The 19,783-nt window shown below is 69.0% G+C and carries 20 protein-coding genes; 5 read left to right on the top strand and 15 right to left on the bottom strand.

Going from position 1 to position 19,783, the window contains the following annotated elements; genetic code table 11:
• Positions 1-20 precede the first annotated feature (20 nt).
• From ACSFBM_RS04015 to mnhG, 4 genes are read left to right on the top strand one after another with little or no spacing between them, the layout of a single operon-like run.
• Complete coding sequence (locus ACSFBM_RS04015; protein ID WP_435483719.1) at positions 21-1,676, top strand: monovalent cation/H+ antiporter subunit D; 1,656 nt, start codon at positions 21-23, stop codon at positions 1,674-1,676.
• Positions 1,673-2,164: a Na+/H+ antiporter subunit E gene (locus ACSFBM_RS04010; RefSeq protein WP_435483240.1), complete on the top strand. Its 492-nt coding sequence runs from the start codon at positions 1,673-1,675 to the stop codon at positions 2,162-2,164. The genes ACSFBM_RS04015 and ACSFBM_RS04010 overlap by 4 nt, the downstream gene beginning before the upstream one ends.
• The gene (locus ACSFBM_RS04005; RefSeq protein WP_435435442.1) at positions 2,161-2,439 is read left to right on the top strand and encodes a K+/H+ antiporter subunit F; all 279 of its coding nucleotides are present in this window, start codon (positions 2,161-2,163) and stop codon (positions 2,437-2,439) included. The genes ACSFBM_RS04010 and ACSFBM_RS04005 overlap by 4 nt, the downstream gene beginning before the upstream one ends.
• Complete coding sequence (mnhG, locus tag ACSFBM_RS04000; RefSeq protein ID WP_116908112.1) at positions 2,436-2,792, top strand: monovalent cation/H(+) antiporter subunit G; 357 nt, start codon at positions 2,436-2,438, stop codon at positions 2,790-2,792. Before ACSFBM_RS04005 ends, mnhG begins: the two co-directional genes overlap by 4 nt.
• Before the next feature lie 35 nt (positions 2,793-2,827).
• Here mnhG and ACSFBM_RS03995 read toward each other — a convergent pair whose 3' ends face one another.
• The 7 genes from ACSFBM_RS03995 to ACSFBM_RS03965 all read right to left on the bottom strand — a co-directional run bounded on the left by ACSFBM_RS03995 (position 2,828) and on the right by ACSFBM_RS03965 (position 10,525).
• The gene (locus tag ACSFBM_RS03995; protein WP_435483239.1) at positions 2,828-3,850 is read right to left on the bottom strand and encodes an XdhC family protein; all 1,023 of its coding nucleotides are present in this window, start codon (positions 3,848-3,850) and stop codon (positions 2,828-2,830) included.
• Positions 3,851-3,866: 16 nt separating this feature from the next.
• Positions 3,867-4,514 (bottom strand): SRPBCC family protein, encoded by a 648-nt coding sequence (locus tag ACSFBM_RS03990; RefSeq protein WP_435483238.1) that lies wholly within the window; start codon positions 4,512-4,514, stop codon positions 3,867-3,869.
• Positions 4,515-4,548: 34 nt separating this feature from the next.
• The gene (locus ACSFBM_RS03985; RefSeq protein ID WP_435483718.1) at positions 4,549-5,763 is read right to left on the bottom strand and encodes a vWA domain-containing protein; all 1,215 of its coding nucleotides are present in this window, start codon (positions 5,761-5,763) and stop codon (positions 4,549-4,551) included.
• Between the two features lie 17 nt (positions 5,764-5,780).
• Positions 5,781-6,683 carry an AAA family ATPase gene (locus ACSFBM_RS03980; RefSeq protein ID WP_435483237.1) on the bottom strand — a complete coding sequence of 301 codons (903 nt, stop codon included), beginning with the start codon at positions 6,681-6,683 and terminating at the stop codon, positions 5,781-5,783.
• Between the two features lie 67 nt (positions 6,684-6,750).
• A complete protein-coding gene (locus ACSFBM_RS03975) occupies positions 6,751-7,542 on the bottom strand; it encodes an FAD binding domain-containing protein (protein WP_435483236.1) in 792 nt (263 codons plus the stop codon).
• 21 nt (positions 7,543-7,563) lie between these two features.
• Entirely contained in the window at positions 7,564-10,014 is a 2,451-nt protein-coding gene (locus ACSFBM_RS03970; protein ID WP_435483235.1) for a xanthine dehydrogenase family protein molybdopterin-binding subunit, read from the bottom strand.
• Positions 10,015-10,027: 13 nt separating this feature from the next.
• Entirely contained in the window at positions 10,028-10,525 is a 498-nt protein-coding gene (locus ACSFBM_RS03965; protein ID WP_435483234.1) for a (2Fe-2S)-binding protein, read from the bottom strand.
• A gap of 174 nt (positions 10,526-10,699) precedes the next feature.
• Between ACSFBM_RS03965 and ACSFBM_RS03960 the strand changes: the two genes are divergently transcribed.
• Positions 10,700-11,842 (top strand): helix-turn-helix domain-containing protein, encoded by a 1,143-nt coding sequence (locus tag ACSFBM_RS03960; RefSeq protein ID WP_435483233.1) that lies wholly within the window; start codon positions 10,700-10,702, stop codon positions 11,840-11,842.
• A gap of 10 nt (positions 11,843-11,852) precedes the next feature.
• On the opposite strand, the gene ACSFBM_RS03955 is transcribed toward ACSFBM_RS03960, so the two are convergent.
• The 8 genes from ACSFBM_RS03955 to ACSFBM_RS03920 form a co-directional block, all read right to left on the bottom strand.
• A complete protein-coding gene (locus tag ACSFBM_RS03955; protein WP_435483232.1) occupies positions 11,853-12,230 on the bottom strand; it encodes a nuclear transport factor 2 family protein in 378 nt (125 codons plus the stop codon).
• A gap of 92 nt (positions 12,231-12,322) precedes the next feature.
• The gene (locus tag ACSFBM_RS03950; protein ID WP_435483231.1) at positions 12,323-13,840 is read right to left on the bottom strand and encodes a M81 family metallopeptidase; all 1,518 of its coding nucleotides are present in this window, start codon (positions 13,838-13,840) and stop codon (positions 12,323-12,325) included.
• A complete protein-coding gene (locus ACSFBM_RS03945; protein WP_435483230.1) occupies positions 13,837-15,090 on the bottom strand; it encodes a Zn-dependent hydrolase in 1,254 nt (417 codons plus the stop codon). Before ACSFBM_RS03945 ends, ACSFBM_RS03950 begins: the two co-directional genes overlap by 4 nt.
• A gap of 34 nt (positions 15,091-15,124) precedes the next feature.
• Positions 15,125-15,835: an ABC transporter ATP-binding protein gene (locus ACSFBM_RS03940; protein WP_435483229.1), complete on the bottom strand. Its 711-nt coding sequence runs from the start codon at positions 15,833-15,835 to the stop codon at positions 15,125-15,127.
• Positions 15,832-16,599, bottom strand: coding sequence for an ABC transporter ATP-binding protein (locus tag ACSFBM_RS03935; protein ID WP_435483228.1), 768 nt, complete (start codon positions 16,597-16,599; stop codon positions 15,832-15,834). The genes ACSFBM_RS03940 and ACSFBM_RS03935 overlap by 4 nt, the downstream gene beginning before the upstream one ends.
• Positions 16,596-17,567: a branched-chain amino acid ABC transporter permease gene (locus ACSFBM_RS03930; RefSeq protein WP_435483227.1), complete on the bottom strand. Its 972-nt coding sequence runs from the start codon at positions 17,565-17,567 to the stop codon at positions 16,596-16,598. The genes ACSFBM_RS03935 and ACSFBM_RS03930 overlap by 4 nt, the downstream gene beginning before the upstream one ends.
• A gap of 8 nt (positions 17,568-17,575) precedes the next feature.
• A complete protein-coding gene (locus tag ACSFBM_RS03925; RefSeq protein ID WP_435435427.1) occupies positions 17,576-18,436 on the bottom strand; it encodes a branched-chain amino acid ABC transporter permease in 861 nt (286 codons plus the stop codon).
• Positions 18,437-18,565: 129 nt separating this feature from the next.
• Positions 18,566-19,771: an ABC transporter substrate-binding protein gene (locus tag ACSFBM_RS03920; protein WP_435483226.1), complete on the bottom strand. Its 1,206-nt coding sequence runs from the start codon at positions 19,769-19,771 to the stop codon at positions 18,566-18,568.
• Between the last annotated feature and the right edge of the window lie 12 nt (positions 19,772-19,783).

Below are 19,783 nucleotides of genomic sequence, written 5' to 3'. Positions count from 1 at the left end.
ACGAACTGCTCGAGTTCAGCATGCCGCACCTGGTGGCGGTGCCCATCCTCGTGCCCATGCTCACGGCCGCGCTCATGCTGCTGATGGGCGAGAACCGGCGGCGCACCAAGTCGGCACTGAGCGTGGTCTCGGGCCTGATCGGCCTGCTGGCCGCGCTGGCGCTGCTGCGCTGGGTGAACGCGGCCGACACCGGCGGCGGCCCGGGCTCCATCGGCGTGTACCTGCCGGGCAACTGGCGCGCGCCGTTCGGCATCGTGCTGGTGGCCGACCGGCTCTCGACCATGATGGTCGCGCTCACGGGCGTCATCGCGTTTGCGGCGTCGATCTATTCCACCTCGCGCTGGGACCGCGCGGGCGTGCACTTCCATCCGCTGCTGCAGCTGCAGCTGATGGGCCTGAACGGCGCCTTCCTCACCGGCGACCTGTTCAACCTGTTCGTGTTCTTCGAGGTGATGCTCGCGGCCTCCTACGGCCTCCTGCTGCACGGCTCGGGGCGCCTGCGGGTGCAGGCGGGGCTGCACTACATCGCGATCAACCTGGCGGCCTCGTCGCTGTTCCTGATCGGCGCGGCCATCCTCTATGGCGTGACGGGCACGCTGAACATGGCCGACCTGGGCGTGCGCATCGCCGAGCTCTCGCCCGGCGACCGCGGCCTGGTGCACGCGGCGGCGGCCATCCTCGCCACGGCCTTCTTCGCCAAGGCGGGCGCGTGGCCGCTCAACTTCTGGCTGGTACCGGCGTACAGCGCGGCGGTGTCGCCGGTGGGCGCGGTGTTTGCGCTGCTCACCAAGCTGGGCATCTACACGATCCTGCGGCTGTGGACCGTGCTGTTCGCGCCCGACACCGGCGACTCGGCCGCCTTCGGGCAGGTGGCGCTGGTCGGCACCGGGCTGGCGACGCTGTTCGTGGGCGCCATCGGCATCGTCGGCACGCAGCGGCTCTCCAACCTGGCGGGCTTCAGCGTGCTGGTGTCGGCCGGCACCCTGCTCGCGGCGGTCGGCCTGGGCCAGCCGGCCGTGTGGGCCGGTGCGCTGTACTACCTGCTGAGTTCCACGCTCGCGGTGAGCGCCTTCTTCCTGCTGATCGACATGATCGAACGCTGGCGCAACGCGGGCATGAGCGTGGCGCCGCACGAGGCGGCCGGCAACGCGCCCTACCTCACCGAAGACCTGCGGGTGCTCTCCGACGTGAACCTCGACGACGAGGCCCAGGCGCTCTACGGCCGCGCGATTCCCGCGGGCGTCGCCTTCCTGGGCCTGAGCTTCATGGGCTGCACGCTGCTGCTCGCGGGGTTGCCGCCGCTGTCGGGCTTCGTCGGCAAGTTCGCGATGCTGTCGGGCCTGCTCGGCACCGGCGGGGTCGGCATCGCCGGCTGGACCTTTCTTGCGCTGCTGATCGTCTCCGGCTTCCTGTCGCTGGTTGCGCTGAGCCGCACCGGCATCCGCCACTTCTGGACGCAGCCCCACGCCACCATGCCCTCGCTGCCCGCGCTCGAGGTGCTGCCGGTGGCCGCGCTGCTCGCGGCCTGCGTGGCGCTGACCGTGTGGGCCGAGCCCGTGATGCAGCACGCCAAGGCCACGGCCGAGGGCCTGAAAACGCCCACGGCGTACCGCAACGCCGTGCTCGGCGCCAAGCAGGTTCCCAACCCCGTGAAGAAGGAAGCACCGGCCCCATGAAGCGCCTGATTCCTTCCCCGCCGCTGTCCTTCGCGCTGTTCGTCGTCTGGATCCTGCTCGAGCAATCGCTGGAGGCCGCCACGCTGCTGTCGGCCGTGGTGCTGGCCATTGCGGTGCCGCTCATCACCAAGGGCCTGCGGCCCGCCACCGTGCGCATGCGCCGGCCCGGCGTGGCGCTGCGGCTGTCGCTCGTGGTGACGTACGACATGCTCAAGTCGGCGTACGACGTGGCCCGGCTGCTGCTCACCCGCCGCACCTCGCACATCCGGGCCGCCTTCGTGCAGATTCCGCTGGACATGCGCGACCCCAACGGCCTGGCCGTGCTCGCGATGATCATGTGCCTCACGCCCGGCACCGCCTGGGGCGAAGTGTCGTTCGACCGCAGCATGCTGCTGATCCACGTGTTCGACCTGGCCGACGAAGCGGCCTTCGTGGCACAGATCAAGCAGCGCTACGAACGCCCCCTGATGGAGATCTTCGAGTCATGACACCCATCCTTTTCTGGGCCCTGAAGTTCGCGCTCTTCCTGCTGGCCGTGGCCATGCTGTGCGCGCTCTCGCGCCTGCTGATCGGGCCCACCGCGCAAGACCGCGTGATGGCGCTGGACTGCCTCTACATCAACGGCATGCTGATGATGCTGGTGCTGGGCATCATCTACGCGAGCAACGTCTACTTCGAGGCGGCCTTGCTGATCGCGCTGTTCGGTTTCGTGGGATCGACGGCCATCGCCAAGTTCCTGCTGCGCGGCGAGGTGATCGAATGAACGATTTCATCGTGGGGCCGCTGCCCCTGTGGGCTGAGATCATCACCGCGGTGTTCGCCGTGCTGGGTGCCGCCTTTGCGGCCATCGGCTCCTTCGGGCTGGTGCGGCTGCCCACCTTCTTCCGCCGCATCCATGCGCCCACGCTGGGTGCGACGGTGGGCGTGTGGTGCATGACCATCGCCACCATCGTGTACTTCTCGGTGCAGGGCTTCAGCCTGTTCCTGCACGCGGTGCTGATCGTGCTGTTCATTGCGCTCACAGCGCCCATCACCACCATCTTCCTGATGCGCGCGGCGCTGTTCCGCGAGCGGCAAAAGGGCGGCGACGTACCGCCGCAGGCCAAATCGGGTTGATGGGCTGATGGCCGATAGGCTGAGGCGCTGCGCGCTCAGCTCGGTTGCAGCTGCTGCATTTCCTTGGCGCGCGCCACCTCGACCTCGCGCGGCAGCGTCACCCCATTCTTCACCGCAAGAATCTCCGCCATCACACTGACCGCAATCTCCGGCGGCGTCTTGCTGCCGATGTAGATGCCGATGGGCCCGCGCAGGCGCGCGAGCGACGCATCGGTCTGCTCGAAGTGCTCGATCATGCGGTCGCGCCGCGCGTCGGCATTGCGGCGCGAGCCGATGGCACCCACATAGAAGGCCTCGCTCTGCAGCGCTTCGAGCAGCGCGAGGTCGTCGAGCTTGGGATCGTGCGTGAGCGCCACCACGCAGCTGCGGCGATCGGGCCTGAAGGCCAGCACCGCGTCGTCGGGCATCTCGGTGGTGATGTGCACGCCGGACAGCGACCACGCGGTGCGGTACTCGGCGCGCGGGTCGCACAGCGTCACGGCGAAGCCGCTGAACTTGGCCATGGTCGCGAGGTATTCGGCCAGTTGGCCGGCACCGATCAGCAGCATGCGGTACTCGGGGCCGAAGGTGTTGGTGAGCTCGGTGTCGTTCACGGTGAGCTCGTCGGGCGCCGTCGCCTGCGCGAGTTGCACCGTGCCGGTGGCGAGCGTCACGGTGCGCTTCATGAGCTTGCCCTGTTCGAGCTGAGCCACCAGCTGGTCGAGCGCATCGGCGTCGGGCGCGTACTCGAGCAGCAACTCCAGCGTGCCGCCGCAGGGCAGGCCGAAGCGATGCGCTTCGTCGGCCGTGATGCCGTACTTCACGAGCGCGGGCGGCGCGCCCAGCGGCACGTCTTCGCCCTTGCCGTGGGCATGGCTGTAGCGGGCGATGAGGTCGTCCTCGATGCAGCCGCCGGAGACCGAGCCGACCACGGCGCCGTCTTCGGCCAGGGCCATGATCGAGCCCACCGGCCGCGGCGACGAGCCCCAGGTGCGCACCACGGTGGTCAGCAGCGCGCGCTTGCCGGCACGCCGCCAGTCGCGCAGCGTGCGCAACACCATGACATCGAGGTTTTCCATGGCGCGGGTCGCTTCCTCAGGCCGCGTCGCCGGGCGTGGCGGGCGCGTCCGGGTCGCCGTCCTTGTCCTTCTTGCCCAGGCCGATCTTCTTCATGAGGCCGGACATCATGCCGGCCTTCCCGGCCGGCGCTTCGGCCTCTTCGGCAGCCGCGGGCGGCGGGCCGTAGCGGCTCTGCATCTCGGCGTCGAAACGCTTGAAGAAATCGTCGGCGGTCGACTTGGCGGCGCCGTCGATCAGGCGCTGGCCGAGCTGGGCGATCTTGCCGCCGACCTGGGCCTGCACGGTGTAGTCGAGCTCGCAGCCGGCGCCCGGCGTCGAGGCGGCCTCGGCATCGGCGGCCTCGGCATCGGCAGGCACCGCATCGGCCAGCGGCTTGAGCGAGACGCTCGACGACCCCTTGGCGAAGCCCGCCACGCCGCCCTGCCCTTCGAAGGTCAGCTTGTAGCCATCGGGCGCCACGATGTCCGACAGCATCACCTTGCCGCTGAACTTGGCCGACACCGGGCCGATCTTGAGCGCCAGCGCAACGCTGTAGGTGTTCTCGCCCGTGAGCTCGAACTTGTCGCAGCCGGGGATGCACTTCTTCAGCGTTTCGGGGTCGTTGAGGGCTTCCCAGGCTTGTTGTTGCGTGACGCCGAGGCGGCGGTTTCCGAGCATTTCCATGGTGGGTTCCTTTTTTGTCCTTGCCGGCAGCGCGCTATCTGCCGGACCGCATCAGGGCGGCCAGGCTCGCGGCCAGTTGCTCCAGTGCGCTGAGATTGTGAACCGCGAGCATCGCGTCCGCCTGGCGGTGCAGCACGCTGGCCCCACGGGCCAGAGGGGCGTAGCCGTCGAACCGCAGCAGCGGGTTGAGCCACAGCAGCCGGCGCGAATGGCGCTTGAGCCACAGCAGTTCGTGTTCCAGCACGGCGGGTTCGCCGGTGTCGAGCCCGTCGCTGATCACCAGCACCAGCGTGCGGCGGCCGGTCAGGCGACGGGCGTGGGCGCGGCGCAGTTCGCCCAGCGAGTCGCCCAGCCGGGTGCCGCCGGCAAAGTCGTCGATGGCCAGCCCGGCCGCGAGCAGCATCGCGTCGGTGTCGGCCAGCCGGAAGGCCGGGGTCAGGTCGGTCAGGCGGGTGCCGAAGGCGAACACGTCGCGCCGGCCCGCGCGGCGCGTCGCCGCATGCAGGAAGGCGAGCAGCAGCCGCGCATAGCGCTCCATCGAGCCCGACACATCGACCAGCACCAGCAGGGGCAGGGGCTGCTCGCGCCGGGCCAGCCGGGGCAGCCGCAGGATCTCGCCGCCGGTGCGCGCCGCTTGCTGCAGCACGCCAGGCCAATGCATGCGCACATGCTGGCGGCCCGCGTCGCCGGCGGGGCGCAGGCGGCGCGACGGCAATGCGGGAATCGGCAACGTGACGTCACGGGCCAGCCGCTCGACCAGCCGGTACTCCGACGCGCCGAGCGCGTTGAAGTCCGCATGCTGAAGACGCTGGCGGTCGCTCGCCGTCATGGCGGCGTCGAACTCCACTTCCTTGTCGGGCTTGGCCGGCTCGGCGGGCCGGGCGGCGTTGCGCGGCGCGGTGAGTGCCTCGCGCACGCGCGGACGGCGCTTCGACGGCTCGGCCTTGCCTTCGGCGCTCGGGAGCATCTGGGCGAGCAGCTTGTTGGCCAGCTCCGGGTCGCGGAACCAGGCATCGAACAGCTCGCGGAACACCATGCGGTCCTGTTCGCGGCTGACCATCACGGCCTCCATCGCGGCGCCCAGGTCGAGCTTGTCTTCCACGCCCACCAGCATGGCGGCCTCGGCGGCCAGCGCGATGCGCATGGCGTCGGTGCGCACGCCTGCGCGGCGCAGCGCCCGGCCGAAGGCGGTGATGTTGCCGGCGAGCTTGCCGCTGCGGACGTCGCCGAGTTGCGGAATGCCGGCCATGCGCATGCCCGGCGCGCTCAGCGCGCGGCCGGCTCCTCGGGCCTGAGCAGGTCCGACGCCAGTTCCAGCGTGAGCGCGGCCACGTCGTCGCGCTGCTTGAACAGGATGCCGGCGGTGTCGACCACCACCTCGGGGTCGAGCTCCACCGTGTCCAGCGCAATCAGCGCCCTCGCCCACTCGACGCTTTCGGCGATGCCGGGTGCGCGCTGGAAGGCGTTGACGAACGGCGCCTCGCGCAGCCGCGCCACGAAGGCCGACACCTGCGCCGACAGCGTCTCGCCGGCCTGCGGCACCTGGGCGCGCACGATGGCCAGCTCGCGCTCGCGCTCGGGGTAGTCGAGCCAGTGATACAGGCAGCGGCGCTTGACCGCGTCGTTGAGCTCGCGCGTGCGGTTGCTCGTGAGGATGGTCACCGGCGGCACCACCGCGCTCACCGTGCCCAGTTCGGGAATGCTCACCTGGTATTCGCCCAGGTACTCGAGCAGGAAGGCCTCGAAGGGCTCGTCGGCGCGGTCCACTTCGTCGATCAACAGCACGGCGCCGGGTGCGGGCGTTTGCAGTGCCTGCAGCAGGGGGCGGCGGATCAGGTAGTGCGGCTGGTAGACCTCGGCCTCCACGTCGCGCGCGGCGCCGCTGGCTTCGGCCGCGCGCATGTGCAGCAGCTGCGCGGCATAGTTCCATTCATAGAGCGCCTCGCGCTGCTCCAGGCCGTCGTAGCACTGCAGGCGCAGCAGCTCGCGGTTCAGTGCCTTCGACAGCGCCTTGGCCAGCTCGGTCTTGCCGACGCCGGGCTCGCCTTCGAGCAGCAGCGGGCGCTGAAGCTTGAGCGCGAGGAACACGGCGGTGGCCAGGCGGCGGTCGGCAAAGTAGCCGGCCTGCACCAACCCGTTGGAGAGGGAATCGATGGTCGGGAAGATCATGGCGCAGGGTAGCGGAAGGCGCGAGGGTGTCGCGCCTTCCGGTGTCCGTTGGTGAGACCGGGCTGGTTCAGCCCAGCGCCTTGGTCACCGCGCGTTGCGTCAGCACGCTGATCAGGTTCGCGCGGTAGGCGGCCGAGGCATGCAGGTCGCTGTTCAGGTCGCTCGCGTCGATCTTCACGGCAGCGGCGGACGCGGCGGTAAAGCTCTTGTTGAGCGCATCTTCCAGGCCGGCATGGCGGAACACGCCGTTGCCCGCGCCGGTGACGGCCACGCGCACGCCGCTGTCGTACTGCGCCAGGAAGATGCCGACCAGCGGAAAGTGCGAGGCCTTCTGGCGCAGCTTCTCGTACACGGCGCGCTTCGGGATGGGGAAGCGGATCGCGGTGATCAGCTCGTCGTCCTCCAGCGCCGTGGTGAACAGGCCCTGGAAGAAATCGTCCGCCGCAATCTCGCGCTTCGACGTGACGACCGTGGCACCGGTTCCCAGCACCGCGCTGGGGTAGCACGCCGCCGGGTCGTTGTTGGCCACCGAACCGCCGAGGGTGCCCATCGCGCGCACCTGCCGGTCGCCGATGCGCGAGGCCAGGTCGGCCAGCGCGGGAAAGGCGGCTTTCACGTCGGCGTTGTTCGCCACGTCGAGGTGGCGCGACATGGCACCGACGGTGAGGCTGCCGCCGTCTTTCTTGATGCCCGTGAGCTCGGCAATGCCGCTCAGGTCCACCAGTTGTTCGGGCGCCGAAAGCCGCAGCTTCATCGACGCCAGCAGGGTCTGGCCGCCGGCCAGCGGCTTGGCGCCGGCGGCAACGAGCTTGGCCGCATCGGCCACGGAAGCGGGCCGTTCGAGTGTGAAGGCGTACATGGTGTGGTTCCTTCTTGTTGTTCAGGGTGCGGGACGGCCCTGGGTGCTGGCGGCCAGCGCGGGTTGCTGCGGCATCGCGTCCTTTGCGGCGCTGCCGCTGCCCTTCTGCATCGCTTCCCAGACGCGGCTGGACGATGCGGGCATGTCGAAGTCCTTCACGCCCAGGGGCGCCAGCGCGTCGAGCACGGCGTTGATCACGGCCGGCGGCGAGCCGATGGCCCCCGCCTCGCCGCAGCCCTTGGTGCCCAGCGGGTTGTGCGTGCACGGGGTGCACACGGTGTCCAGCTTGAACAGCGGAAACTCGGCCGCGCGCGGCATGGCGTAGTCCATGAAGCTGCCGGTGAGCAGCTGGCCGGTCTCGTTGTCGTAAACACAGTTCTCCAGCAGCGCCTGGCCGATGCCCTGCACCAGCCCGCCATGCACCTGGCCCTCGACGATCATCGGGTTGATGATGGTGCCGAAGTCGTCCACCGCGGTGAAGCGGTCCACGCGCACCTCGGCGGTCTGCCGGTCGATTTCCACCTCGCAGATGTAGGTGCCGCCCGGAAAGGTGAAGTTGGTCGGGTCGTAGAAGGCGGTTTCGTTCAGGCCCGGCTCCAGCTTGTCGAGCGGGTAGTTGTGCGGCACGTAGGCGGTGAGCGCCACCTGGCCGAACGGGATCTTCTTGTCGGTGCCCTTGACGGTGAATTCGCCGTTGGCGAACTCGATGTCGGCATCGCTGGCCTCCATCAAATGCGCGGCGATCTTCTTGGCCTTGGTCTCGATCTTGTCGAGCGCCTTCATGATGGCGGCGCCGCCCACCGAGATGGAGCGCGAACCGTAGGTGCCCATGCCGAAGGGCACGCGGCCGGTGTCGCCGTGCACCACGTCGACGTTGTCGACCGGAATGCCCAGCCGTGCCGCCACGACCTGCGCGAAGGTGGTCTCGTGGCCCTGGCCGTGGCTGTGCGAGCCGGTGAACACCGTCACGCTGCCGGTCGGGTGCACGCGGATCTCGCCGCACTCGAACAGGCCCGCACGCGCACCGAGCGCGCCCGCGATGTTCGACGGCGCAATGCCGCAGGCCTCGATGTAGCTCGAATAGCCGATGCCGCGCAGCTTGCCCTTCGCCTCGCTCGCCGACCGGCGCGCCGCAAAACCGTCGACCTCGGCCAGCGCCCGTGCCTTGTCCATGCAGGCATGGAAATCGCCGGTGTCGTATTGCAGCGCCACTGGCGTCTGGTACGGGAAGGTGGTGATGAAGTTGCGCTTGCGGATCTCGTCCTGCCCCAGGTTCATTTCCCAGGCGCAGCGCGACACCAGCCGCTCCAGCAGGTACGTGGCTTCGGGCCGGCCCGCCCCGCGGTAGGCGTCGACCGGCGCGGTGTTGGTGAACCAGGCATCGACCTCCACGTAGATCTGCGGCGTGGCGTACTGGCCGGCCAGCAGCGTGGCGTAGAGGATGGTCGGCACCGCGGTCGAGAAGGTCGACAGGTAGGCGCCCAGGTTGGCGTCGGTGTGCACCCGCATCGCCAGGAACTTGCCTTGAGCGTCCATCGCCATTTCGGCGTGGCTCACGTGGTCGCGGCCGTGCGCGTCGGACAGGAAGCACTCCGAGCGCTCGGCCGTCCACTTGATGTTGCGGTTGAGCTGCTTGGCCGCCCAGGTCAGGCACACGTCCTCGGCGTACAGGAAGATCTTGGAGCCGAAGCCGCCGCCCACGTCGGGGGCAATCACCCGCACCTTGTGCTCGGGCAGTCCCAGCACGAAGGCCGTCATCAGCAGGCGTTCGACGTGCGGGTTCTGGTTGGACACATACAGCGTGTAGTCGTCGGTGCCGCGGCTGTAGCTGCCGATGGCCACGCGCGGCTCTATGGGGTTGGGAATGAGCCGGTTGTTGACGAGGTCGAGCTTCGTCACATGCGCGGCCGTGGCGAACACGGTATCGACCGCCGCCTTGTCGCCCAGCGTCCACTTGTAGCACTGGTTGTCGGGCGCTTCGTCGTGCAGCGTGACGCCGCTGGCCTTCTTCGCGGCGTCGGCCACGCTTACAAGCGCGGGGTGCACGTCGTAGTCGACCACCACCGCCTCGGCCGCGTTCTTGGCCTGCTCGACCGTCTCGGCCACCACCATCGCGACGTGGTCGCCCACGTAGCGCACCTTGTTGATCGCCAGGATCGGGTGCATCGGCTCCTTCATGGGGGTACCGTCGGGGTTGTTGATGAGCCAGCCGCAAGGCAGCCCGCCCATCTTGCCCTCGATGTCCTTGCCGCTGAAGATGCCGACCACGCCGGGCATCTTCATGGCCTCGGCGATGTCGACCGACTTGACGGTGGCATGCGCGTGCGGCGAGCGCACGAAGACCGCATGGCTCTGGTTGGCCAGCGTGATGTCGTCGGTGTAGTTGCCCGCGCCGGTCAGGAAGCGATAGTCTTCCTTGCGCCGAAGCGCCTCGCCGATGTGAGGAAGATTGGAGAAGTCGGAAGCACCCATGATGCTGCTCCCTTCAGGCCGAGACGGTGACTTTGACCGGGGTGCCCGAGGCCATGGCCTCGCCGCCCATCTTCACGGCCTTCACGATGTTCTGGTAGCCCGTGCAGCGGCACAGGTTGCCGTCGAGCAGCTCGCGGATCTCCGATTCGCTGGACTTGGGGTGGTGGGTGCACAGGTCGATGGCGCTCATGACCATGCCGGGGGTGCAAAAACCGCATTGCAGCCCGTGGCATTCCTTGAAAGCCGCCTGCATGGGGTGCATGGTGCCGTCGGCTTCGGCGATGCCCTCGATGGTGGTGATGTCGGCGCCCGCCGCCTGAGCGACCAGGATGTTGCAGGACTTGACCGCACGACCGTTCAGATGGACGGTGCACGCACCGCACTGCGCGGTGTCGCAGCCCACGTGGGTGCCGGTGAGGTGAAGGTGCTCCCGGATGGCGTGGACGAGAAAGGTGTTGGGAGGAGCGTCGACCGCGACCTGGCGACCGTTGACCTTGAAAGCGACCTGCATGTGGCTGTCTCCGTGAAAGGTGATGGCTGGTTCAGCGAAGCATCTTGATGCCGGGCTTTGGGCCTATCCTAGGCAAAAACCCTTGACACTTGCACAGACCGCGCGAAATTCTCAAAATGAAACAGCTTGCCGTTCGGCGGGCAAGAAAAACCGCCCCACGCGCGAAGACACACGATGCCCGTCTCCCTTGTTTCGCAGGCGCCAGAGCGCTCCGTCGCCATTGCCAAGGCCCGCCGTGAGCTGATTGACGGCGAACCGGCCCCGATCCGGGCCGAGGCCAGCGTCGATTCATGGATCGCCCGCTCCTGGCAGCGCTGCCTCCAGGCCGGCTGGCGGCCGCAGAACCGGGTCAGTTTCGACCCGGTGAGCCAGGCCAGCAGCCGCGACGTCGTCGAGCGCAACCGGGCGCTGATCACGGCGGCCAGGCCGGTGATCGAGCGGCTGTCGCGCGCCATTGCCGACACCCGCTATTTCGCCATCCTGACCAATGCCCAGGGCATCGTGGTCGACGTGGGCAACCTGCCCGACGGCACCGACGCCGCCAGCCGCTATGCGCGGGACATCGGGCGCATCGGCGTCGACCTGTCGGAGCGCGCCATCGGCACCAGCGCCATCGGCACCGCGCTGGCCGAGCAGGAATCGGTGTGGCTGCACCGCGGGGAGCATTTCTTCGACGACATCGGCGTCTTCAGCTGCGCCGGGGCGCCGCTTTTCGGTCCACGGGGCGACTGCATCGGCATGCTCGACCTGAGCGGCGTCCAGGTGATCGAACGGCCGGAACTGCGCCACCTGGCCACGCTCAGCGCGCGCAGCATCGAGAACACCCTGGTGATGCGCGAGCCGTGCGAGCTGCTGCTGCACCTGGCCTGGCCGGGCAATGCCGGCAGCGAGGCCACCGAGGGGCTGCTGTGCATCGACGGCGCCGGCCAGGTCACCGGCGCCAATGCGGCCGCCCGTCAGATGCTGCACCAGCCGCTGGCGCACAGCGAGCAGGCCCTGCACTTCAACGACCTGTTCGCGCTGCCGCTGCACATGATGTTCGACGCGGCCCGCAGCGGCGATGCGGTGCTCGAGGTGCCTCTGTGGTCGGGATTGCGGGTGCAGGTGCGCCCCCACAACGGTGGCAGCCGCCGCTCGCCGGAGCTGCCGGCCGCCGACGCCCGGCCCCGCCTGCGCGACGTGGAGACCGCGCTGATCCGCAAGGCGGTGGCCGATGCCCGCGGCAATGTGGCGGAGGCCGCGCGGGCCCTGGGCATCAGCCGGGCCACGGTTTATCGCAAGCTGTGGCGCGGCCGGCCCGCCGGCGCCGCCGACTGAGCGCCGCCTGTCAGGCGCCGACCGGCACCTTGTCGAGAAAGCCCGTCACCGAACGCAGCTTGCCCGCGTCGATCTGCGCGAAGTCGGTGCCCTGGATCAGGTCTTCCGCTCCGCTGGGCCCCAGCGTCCACGAGAAGCGCACATGGTCGCCATGCGCGTCGGCCTTGCCCAGCAGGTTGAAGCGAAAGCCCGGGTAGCGCTGGTGCACCGCGCCGACCAGCGCGTGGATCTGCTCGCGGCCGCTGGCCTGCGCCAGCGGGTCGACGTAGCGGGCGTCGGGGGCCCAACCGGCTTCGATCAGTTCGGCGCGGCGCGCGGCGTCCGTTTCGTTCCAGACGGCGATGTAGTTGCGGGCGATGGCGGCGGCATCGTGTGCGGCGGTGTTCATGGTGACGATTCCTTTGGCGGTGTCAAACCCGCAACATCGCGGGGTGAAGGAATGGTCGCGCCGCACGCGATGCGCGTCGATGACGTGGCAGGTTATGCAGCGGGCGATGAAGCAGCCAGTGCGGCTGCGTCCATCGACGCATCCGCGTCCAGCGGAAACACCGGGCGGCGCACCTTGCCGAACGGGAACAGGCTGTAGTCCGAGCTGGTCACGCCGGGGCTGTCGCACTCCACCAGCGCGGCCGACAGCGGCTCGAACACCGGCCGGCAGTACATGCGCGACTTCAGCAGCAGGAAGCGCTCGGTGCGCGGGTCGAGCCCCGCGCACTCGAACACGCCGATGTCCCACGGCTCCTGCGTGCGCTCGGTCACCACGATGCGCGCCGCGCCGATGTCGAACAGCACGGTGCGGCCCATGCTGCTGCGCTGGCCGGTGTAGGTGGGGCCCGTGATGACGTACTCGCCGTCGCTGATGACGCGAACCGTGCCGGTCAGGCGCACCGGCGTCTTCGACAGGCCGATGCCGGCGAGCGAGACCTTGTTGCCCAGCGCGACCGTCACCTCGGCGCCCTCGCCCGCCGCGATCAGCGCGGCCACGGCCTCGGGGTCGCACAGCGGCCCCACGCCGATGCCGTGCAGCCCCTGTGCCAGCGCCTCCTGCAGCACGTCCATGGTGTCGCAGCTGCCGCCCGACATGCAGTTGTCGCCGTGGTCCAGCAGCAGCACCGGCCGCGTGGCCCCCTCGGCGGCCGTCTTGGCGCGCGCAATCGATTGCGCCAATGGCTCGCTGCGGTAGATGAAGGCTTCGCGCTCGTTCCACATCTGCGTGGCGATGCGGTCGGCCGTGGCCTGCGCGCGCTCGGGCGAGTGCGCGTCGACCACGATCACGCTCATGCAGGGCGCCTCGATGTCCGAGAGCGAGAAGCCCGCCAGGATCGACACCGCCAGCGACTCCGACGCCTCGGCCGCCTGCGCCGCCTCGATGGCCCGCTGCATCGCGCCGGTGAACGAGGCGCTGCGCAAGGTGTGCGCCATCAGCGGCAGCTGACGCCACCGCATGTGGGGCTGGCTGCGCCCGGCCAGCAGGTCGAACAGCAGCCGGCCGGCATGCGCGCCGGTTTCGTACATGTCGATGTGCGGATAGGTCTTGAAGCCGACGATCACGTCCGCGTTGCCGACCATGGCCGGCGTGACGTTGGCATGCAGGTCCAGCGCCACGCCGATGGGCACGCCCGGCGCGGCGGCGCGCAGGCGCACCAGCAGGTCGCCCTCGCCGTCCGTGCTGTTCTGCGCGACCATCGCGCCGTGCAGGTCGAGCAGGATGGCGTCGCAGCCCGGCGCCGCGTCGACGATGCATTGCGTGAGCACGGTGTAGGCCTGCGCGTCCACCGGCCCGCTGGGGTTGGCCGAGGCCGACACCGGCGTGACCAGCGTCGCGCCCGCCGCTTCGGCCAGGTCGATGAAGGCCGACATCGCGGTGCGCATGCCCTTGTTGTCGGTGTAGGCCTGCTGGCCGAAGGTCGGGCCGTCGGGCCCGAAGGCCGCGAGCGGCGTGGGCACGGGCGAGAAGGTGTTGGTCTCGTGGTTGAGGCGCGCGATCAGCACTTTCACGACACGACCCCCGCGCTTTGCAGCATCGCCTGCAGCAGCACGTTGCAGCCGGCCTCGAGGTGGTCGGGCTGCGCGTCCTCGATCTCGTTGTGGCTGATGCCGTCCAGGCAGGGCACGAAGATCATGGCCGTGGGGCACACGCGCGCCAGGTACACGGCGTCGTGGCCCGCGCCGCTGATCACGTTCATCCAGCTCAGGCCCTGCGCCTGCGCGGCGTCGCGCACGGCGGACACGAGCTTGGGCGTGAACGGCTGCGGCGGGAAGTACACGACCTGTTCCACCGTGGTGGCGACCTTGCCCATGGTGGCGATGCGCTGCACCGCCTCTTTCAGTTCGGCGTCCATGGCCGACAGCACCACGTCGTCGGCCGCGCGCAGGTCGACGCTGAGCTTCACGCGGCCCGGGATCACGTTGCGCGAGTTCGGATAGTTGTCGATCCAGCCGACCGTACCGCGCGCATGCGGTGCGTGGGCCAATGCGATGCGGTTCACCTCGATCACCAGTTCCGACGCGGCCAGCAGCGCGTCCTTGCGCAGTTCCATCGGCGTGGGGCCGGCATGCGCTTCCATGCCCTGCACCACCACGTCGTACCAGCGCTGGCCCAGCGCGCCCTCGACCACGCCGATCACGCGCTCGTTGGCTTCCAGCACGGGGCCCTGCTCGATGTGCGCCTCGAAGTACGCGCCCACCGGCGACGCGGCGACCGATGCCGGCGTGCTGCCCGCATAGCCGATGGCCTGCAGCGCATCGGCCACGCTCACGCCCTCGGTGTCGCGCTGCGCCAGCGCGTGTTCCAGCGTGAAGGCGTCGACGAACACGCCGGAGCCCATCATCACGGGCACGAAGCGCGAGCCCTCTTCGTTGGTCCACACGGCCACCTCGATCGGCGCTTCGGTCTGCACCTTTGCGTCGTTCAGGGCGCGCACCACCTCCAGGCCGGCGAGCACGCCGTAGTTGCCGTCGAACTTTCCGCCCGTGGGCTGCGTGTCGATGTGGCTGCCGGTGGTCACCGGGGGCAGCGCGTTGTTGCGCCCGGCGCGGCGCGCAAAGATGTTGCCGATGGCGTCGACCCGCACCTCGCAGCCGGCCTCGCGCATCCAGCGCGTGAACAGGTCGCGGCCCTGGCGGTCGAGGTCGGTCAGCGCAATGCGGCAGACGCCGCCTTTTTCGGTGGCGCCGAGCTGCGCCAGTTCCATCAGCGAGTTCCAGAGGCGCTGGCCGTCGATGCGGAGTTCGGTGTGTGTTGTCATGGTTGTGCGAATGAGAGAAGAAGTGCGCAGGGCCTCAAGCAAGCCCCACGCCCAGGTAGCGGTCTTTCACTTCGTGGTCGGCCACGAAGTCGGCGTTGGCGGCCTCGTGCACGATCACGCCCTGCTCCACGATGTAGTGGCGGTCGGCCAGTTGCACGCAGACTTCGAGGTTCTGCTCGACCAGCAGGATGGCCACGCCGGCCGCCTTGATGGTCTTGAGCTGCGCGACGATTTCCTCCACGATCACGGGCGCCAGGCCTTCGACCGGCTCGTCGAGGATCAGCAGGCGCGGGTGGTTCATGAGCGCGCGGCCGATGGCCAGCATCTGCTGCTCGCCGCCCGAGAGCTGCCCGCCCCCGTTGCGCCGCCGCTCCTTCAGGCGCGGAAAGATGCGGTAGATGTCGTCGAGCTGCCAGGGCGATTCGCGCCGCTGGCCGAGCAGCAGGTTTTCTTCCACCGACAGCAGCTTGAAGACGCCGCGGTGCTCCGGCACCAGGCACACGCCGCGCTGGGCGATGCGGTGCGGCGCCTGGCCCGCCACGTTCTCGCCCTGGAAGCGCACGCTGCCGCCGGTGGGCGTGACCGCGCCCGCAATGCCCTTGAGCGTGGTCGACTTGCCCGCGCCGTTGCGGCCCAGCAGCGTGACCAGCTCGGCCTCGCCCACGGTCAGCGTCACGCCCTGCAGCACGTGGCTCTTGCCGTAGTGGGCGTGCAGGCCTTCGACCTCGAGGATGTTGGCGCTCATGCTTTTCCCCCGGTGATCATGTTGCCCAGGTACGCCGTGCGCACGCGCGCGTCGGAGCGGATGTCGCCCGGCAGCCCCTCGGCCAGCACGCGGCCCAGCTGCATCACGGTCACGGTGTCGGAGATGTCCATCACGATGTTCATGTTGTGCTCGATCAGCACCACGGTGTGCGCGTCGCGCAGGCCGCGAATCAGTTGCTTCATGTCGTCGAGGTCGTCGATGCCCATGCCCGAGGTCGGCTCGTCGAGAAAGATCGCCTTGGGCCTGGCGGCCAGCGCCATGCCCACTTCGAGGCGGCGCTGCTGGCCGTGCGACAGCACGCTGGCCGGCGTGTCCGCCAGCCGCTCGAGGCCCACGCGTGCCAGCACCTCGGCCACCGTCTCGGCGCAGGCGCGCTCGCCCACCGGCGCGCGCCAGCAGTTCATGGCCTGGCGCGGCGCGACGCCCTGCGCCGCCACGCGCAGGTTCTCGCGCACCGACAGGCTCGCGAACAGGCTCGTCACCTGGAACGACCGCGCCATGCCGCGCTGCACGCGCCTGTAGTCGGGCTCGCCCGTCACGTCGTGGCCGTCGAACAGGATGCGCCCGCCGGTGGTGGTGCCGGTGCCCGTGAGCATGTGGAACAGCGTGGTCTTGCCCGCGCCGTTCGGCCCGATCACCGAGTGCACGGTGTTGCGCCGGATCTTCAGGTCGACCCCGCCGAGCGCGGCGAACTTGCCGTAGTGCTTGGTGACGCCAATGGCTTCGATGAGAACGTCGCTCATGCCTTTTCTCCTTGCGACACAGGCTGTGCAACCGGCGCCTGGGTGGCAGGCACGGTCTTGCGGAAAACGCGGCGCCAGGCGCTCTCGCCCAAGCCCCACAAGCCGCGCTGCATGCCGATGCTCACGCCGATCAGCAGCAGTCCCAGCAGCAGCAGCCAGCGCGGCCACAGCGTGGAGAGCCAGTCGGCCAGCAGCACGTAGAAGGCCGAGCCCAGCACCGAGGCGAACAGGTTGCCGGTGCCGCCGATCACGGTGATGACCAGGATCATCTCGCTCGTGTGGTACTCCGCGTTCGACAGCGGCGCGATGCCGGTCATCATCGCGTGCAGGCCGCCGGCCAGGCCGGTGACGGCGCCCGAGATCACGAAGGCCAGCAGCTTGAAGCGCTTGAGGTTGTAGCCCACCGCGGCGGCACGGTCCTCGTTGTCGCGAATGGCCAGCAGCGTGCGGCCGAAGACCGAATCGGTCACACGCAAGAGCAACGCGAACGCAATGAGGAAGATCACCGCCACGAAGGCGTAGTACTTCCACGGCGTGTCCATGAAGGCGGGGCGCGGCACGTCGAGCAGGCCGTTGTCGCCGCCCGTGAGGCCCGAGGCGGTGTACGCCACGAAATAGAACATCTGCGCGAAGGCCAGCGTGAGCATCACGAAGTAGGTGCCGCGCTGGCGAATGGCCACCCAGCCGACCAGCGCCGCGCCCAGCGCGCCCATGCCAATGGCTGCGAGCAAGGCCAGCGGCATGGGCAGTTGCAGGCGCGTGAGCAGGATCGCGATGGTGTAGCTGCCCAGCCCGAAGAAGATGCCCTGGCCGAACGAGAGCAGGCCGGTGTAGCCCAGCAGCAGGTTGCAACCGACGGCGGCAAGCGCGTAGATGAGCACCTCGCTCGCGAGCGAACCCGAGCGCAGCACCAGCGGCAGGCCCAGCGCCACGACGAGCGCCAGGAGGAACGAATATTTTCTTGGCATGGCGTGGTTCATCCTCTGCGGCCGAGCAGGCCATGCGGGCGCAGCAGGAGCACGGCCCCCATCGCGACGTAGATCATCAGGCTCGCGCCGGGCGGCCAGATGGTGCTCATGAGGCTCTGCACGATGCCGATCAGCAGCCCGCCGACCAGCGCGCCGCCGAAGCTGCCGAGCCCCCCGATCACCACCACCACGAAGGCGACGCTGAGCGCCTCCACCCCCATGAACGGCTCCGCGCCGCGAATGGGCGCGGCCAGCACGCCGGCCAGCGCCGCCGTGGCCGCGCCCAGCGCGAACACCAGGCTGAACACGCGGAACACGTTGATGCCCAGCAGCGACACCATCTCGGTCGATTCGCTGCCCGCGCGCACCGCGCTGCCCAGGCGCGTGCCTTCGAGCACCCACCACAGCAGCACCGCGAGCACGGCGGTGAAGCCGATCACGAACAGCCGGTACTTCGGATAGATGAAGTCGCCCCACATCACCACGCCCTGCAGCAGGTCGGGCGTGGGCACGCTGTTGCCCAGCGGGCCCCAGAACACGATGACGATCTCCTGCACCGCGAGCGCCAGGCCCACCGTCACGAGAATGTGGAACTCGTGCGGCTTGGCGTACACGCGGCGCAGCAGCAGCTTCTCGGCCAGCCAGCCCAGCGCGCCCACCGCGAGCGGCACCACCACCAGCGCGGCCCAGAAGTTCAGGCCCCACTGCATGGCCTGGAAGCACAGGTAGGCACCCAGCAGGTAGAAAGCGCCGTGCGCGAAGTTCACGAAGCGCAGCAGGCCGAACACGATGGACAAGCCAACGGCCAGCAGGAAATACAGCATGCCGATGCCGATTCCGTTGATGGTCTGGAGCAGGTAGACAGACATGGTGATGCGTAGTGACAGGCTCGAATGCGGCGCCCCTTCGAGAACACCGCGGAACCGGCTTTGCCGGGCCGCAGGTGATGCCCCCCTGAAAGGGGGTCGGAGGCCACACGCAGTGGGCAAGCCTGGGGGTTAGCTCAATTTGCAGCCTGTCTTGTCGACGGGCAGGAACGACTTGCCGGAGCTCACCACGTCGACGTAGTCGGCCGGGTTCGCCATCTTCGACTTGGCCTTGCCCTTGAGCAGGTAGTAGTCCTTGATGACCTGGTGGTCGGCCTTGCGGATTTCCTCGGCGCCCGTGAGGCCGTCGTACTTCATGCCCTCGAGCGCGGCGATCACGGCCTTCTGGTCGACCGTGCCTGCCTTCACGATGCCGTCGATCAGAATCTTGGTGCAGATGTACGAGCCCGCGAGGCTGTAGTTGGGCACGATCTTGAGCTTGTCGGCCGTGCGCTTCACCAGGTCCTTGTTGAGCGGGGTATCGGCCGTGTGCCAGTACTGCGCACCGAAGTACACGCCGTCGCACAGGTCGGCGCCCAGCTCGTCGAACTGCTCCAGGCCCGAAGCCCAGGCCATGAGGATCGTCATGTTCTTGTGCATGCCGAAGCTCACCGCCTGGCGCAGCGCGGCCGACGACTGCGCGCCGAAGTTCAGCAGCAGCAGCACGTCGGGCTTGGCCGCCATGGCGTTGGTGAGGTAGCCGCTGAATTCCTTCTCGTTGAGCGAGTGGTAGCTGTTGCCCACGTGCTCGATGCCCTTCTCCTGGAAGATGTTCTTGGCCGCGCTCAGCAGGCCGTCGCCGAACACGTACTGCGGCGTGATCGTGTACCAGCGCTTGGCCTTCGGCATCGAGGCGATCAGCGGGCGCACCGTCTGCTCGATCGCACCGAAGGTGGGCACCGACCAGCGGAAGGTGGCGGGGTTGCAGTCCTTGCCGGTGATTTCATCCGCGCCCGCCGTGGTGATGAACAGGCCGCCGGCCTTCTCGGCCTCCTTGCCCATGGCCAGCGCTTCGGACGACAGGATGCCGCCCGCGAAGAACTTGGCGCCCTGCTGCTGCGAGGCTTCCTGCACCTTGCGCACGGCGGTGGCAGGCTTGCCCTCGGTGTCGAGCACCGTGTAGGCCAGCGGACGCTTCAGCACGCTGCCGTACTGCTCGATGGCCAGCTTCATGCCCAGGTCGGCGTACTTGCCGTTGGCTGCGAAGGCGCCCGACATCGGCACCGGGCAGCCGAAGCGGATGGCCTCGGCCGACTGCGCAAAGACGGAGCGGCTCGCCAGGAGCGAGGCCGGGGCAGCCGACAGGGCGGCCAGCTGAAGAAGGTGTCTGCGTTGCATGGAGTTCTCCGG

The organism is Variovorax pasteuri, assembly GCF_051216435.1.
In the GTDB taxonomy this organism is placed as follows: Bacteria; Pseudomonadota; Gammaproteobacteria; order Burkholderiales; family Burkholderiaceae_C; genus Variovorax.
Note: the sequence above shows the minus strand (reverse complement) of the source record. Positions and strands in the feature narration are given on the sequence as shown.

Bases quoted from the DNA above. Each gene is read 5' to 3' on its own strand.
- ACSFBM_RS04015 (WP_435483719.1), top strand. From the start codon at position 21: ATGCCGCACCTGGTGGCGGTGCCCATCCTCGTGCCCATGCTCACGGCC.
- ACSFBM_RS04010 (WP_435483240.1), top strand. From the start codon at position 1,673: ATGAAGCGCCTGATTCCTTCCCCGCCGCTGTCCTTCGCGCTGTTCGTC.
- ACSFBM_RS04005 (WP_435435442.1), top strand. From the start codon at position 2,161: ATGACACCCATCCTTTTCTGGGCCCTGAAGTTCGCGCTCTTCCTGCTG.
- mnhG (WP_116908112.1), top strand. From the start codon at position 2,436: ATGAACGATTTCATCGTGGGGCCGCTGCCCCTGTGGGCTGAGATCATC.
- ACSFBM_RS03995 (WP_435483239.1), bottom strand. From the start codon at position 3,850: ATGGAAAACCTCGATGTCATGGTGTTGCGCACGCTGCGCGACTGGCGG.
- ACSFBM_RS03990 (WP_435483238.1), bottom strand. From the start codon at position 4,514: ATGGAAATGCTCGGAAACCGCCGCCTCGGCGTCACGCAACAACAAGCC.
- ACSFBM_RS03985 (WP_435483718.1), bottom strand. From the start codon at position 5,763: ATGGCCGGCATTCCGCAACTCGGCGACGTCCGCAGCGGCAAGCTCGCC.
- ACSFBM_RS03980 (WP_435483237.1), bottom strand. From the start codon at position 6,683: ATGATCTTCCCGACCATCGATTCCCTCTCCAACGGGTTGGTGCAGGCC.
- ACSFBM_RS03975 (WP_435483236.1), bottom strand. From the start codon at position 7,542: ATGTACGCCTTCACACTCGAACGGCCCGCTTCCGTGGCCGATGCGGCC.
- ACSFBM_RS03970 (WP_435483235.1), bottom strand. From the start codon at position 10,014: ATGGGTGCTTCCGACTTCTCCAATCTTCCTCACATCGGCGAGGCGCTT.
- ACSFBM_RS03965 (WP_435483234.1), bottom strand. From the start codon at position 10,525: ATGCAGGTCGCTTTCAAGGTCAACGGTCGCCAGGTCGCGGTCGACGCT.
- ACSFBM_RS03960 (WP_435483233.1), top strand. From the start codon at position 10,700: ATGCCCGTCTCCCTTGTTTCGCAGGCGCCAGAGCGCTCCGTCGCCATT.
- ACSFBM_RS03955 (WP_435483232.1), bottom strand. From the start codon at position 12,230: ATGAACACCGCCGCACACGATGCCGCCGCCATCGCCCGCAACTACATC.
- ACSFBM_RS03945 (WP_435483230.1), bottom strand. From the start codon at position 15,090: ATGACAACACACACCGAACTCCGCATCGACGGCCAGCGCCTCTGGAAC.
- ACSFBM_RS03940 (WP_435483229.1), bottom strand. From the start codon at position 15,835: ATGAGCGCCAACATCCTCGAGGTCGAAGGCCTGCACGCCCACTACGGC.
- ACSFBM_RS03935 (WP_435483228.1), bottom strand. From the start codon at position 16,599: ATGAGCGACGTTCTCATCGAAGCCATTGGCGTCACCAAGCACTACGGC.
- ACSFBM_RS03930 (WP_435483227.1), bottom strand. From the start codon at position 17,567: ATGCCAAGAAAATATTCGTTCCTCCTGGCGCTCGTCGTGGCGCTGGGC.
- ACSFBM_RS03925 (WP_435435427.1), bottom strand. From the start codon at position 18,436: ATGTCTGTCTACCTGCTCCAGACCATCAACGGAATCGGCATCGGCATG.
- ACSFBM_RS03920 (WP_435483226.1), bottom strand. From the start codon at position 19,771: ATGCAACGCAGACACCTTCTTCAGCTGGCCGCCCTGTCGGCTGCCCCG.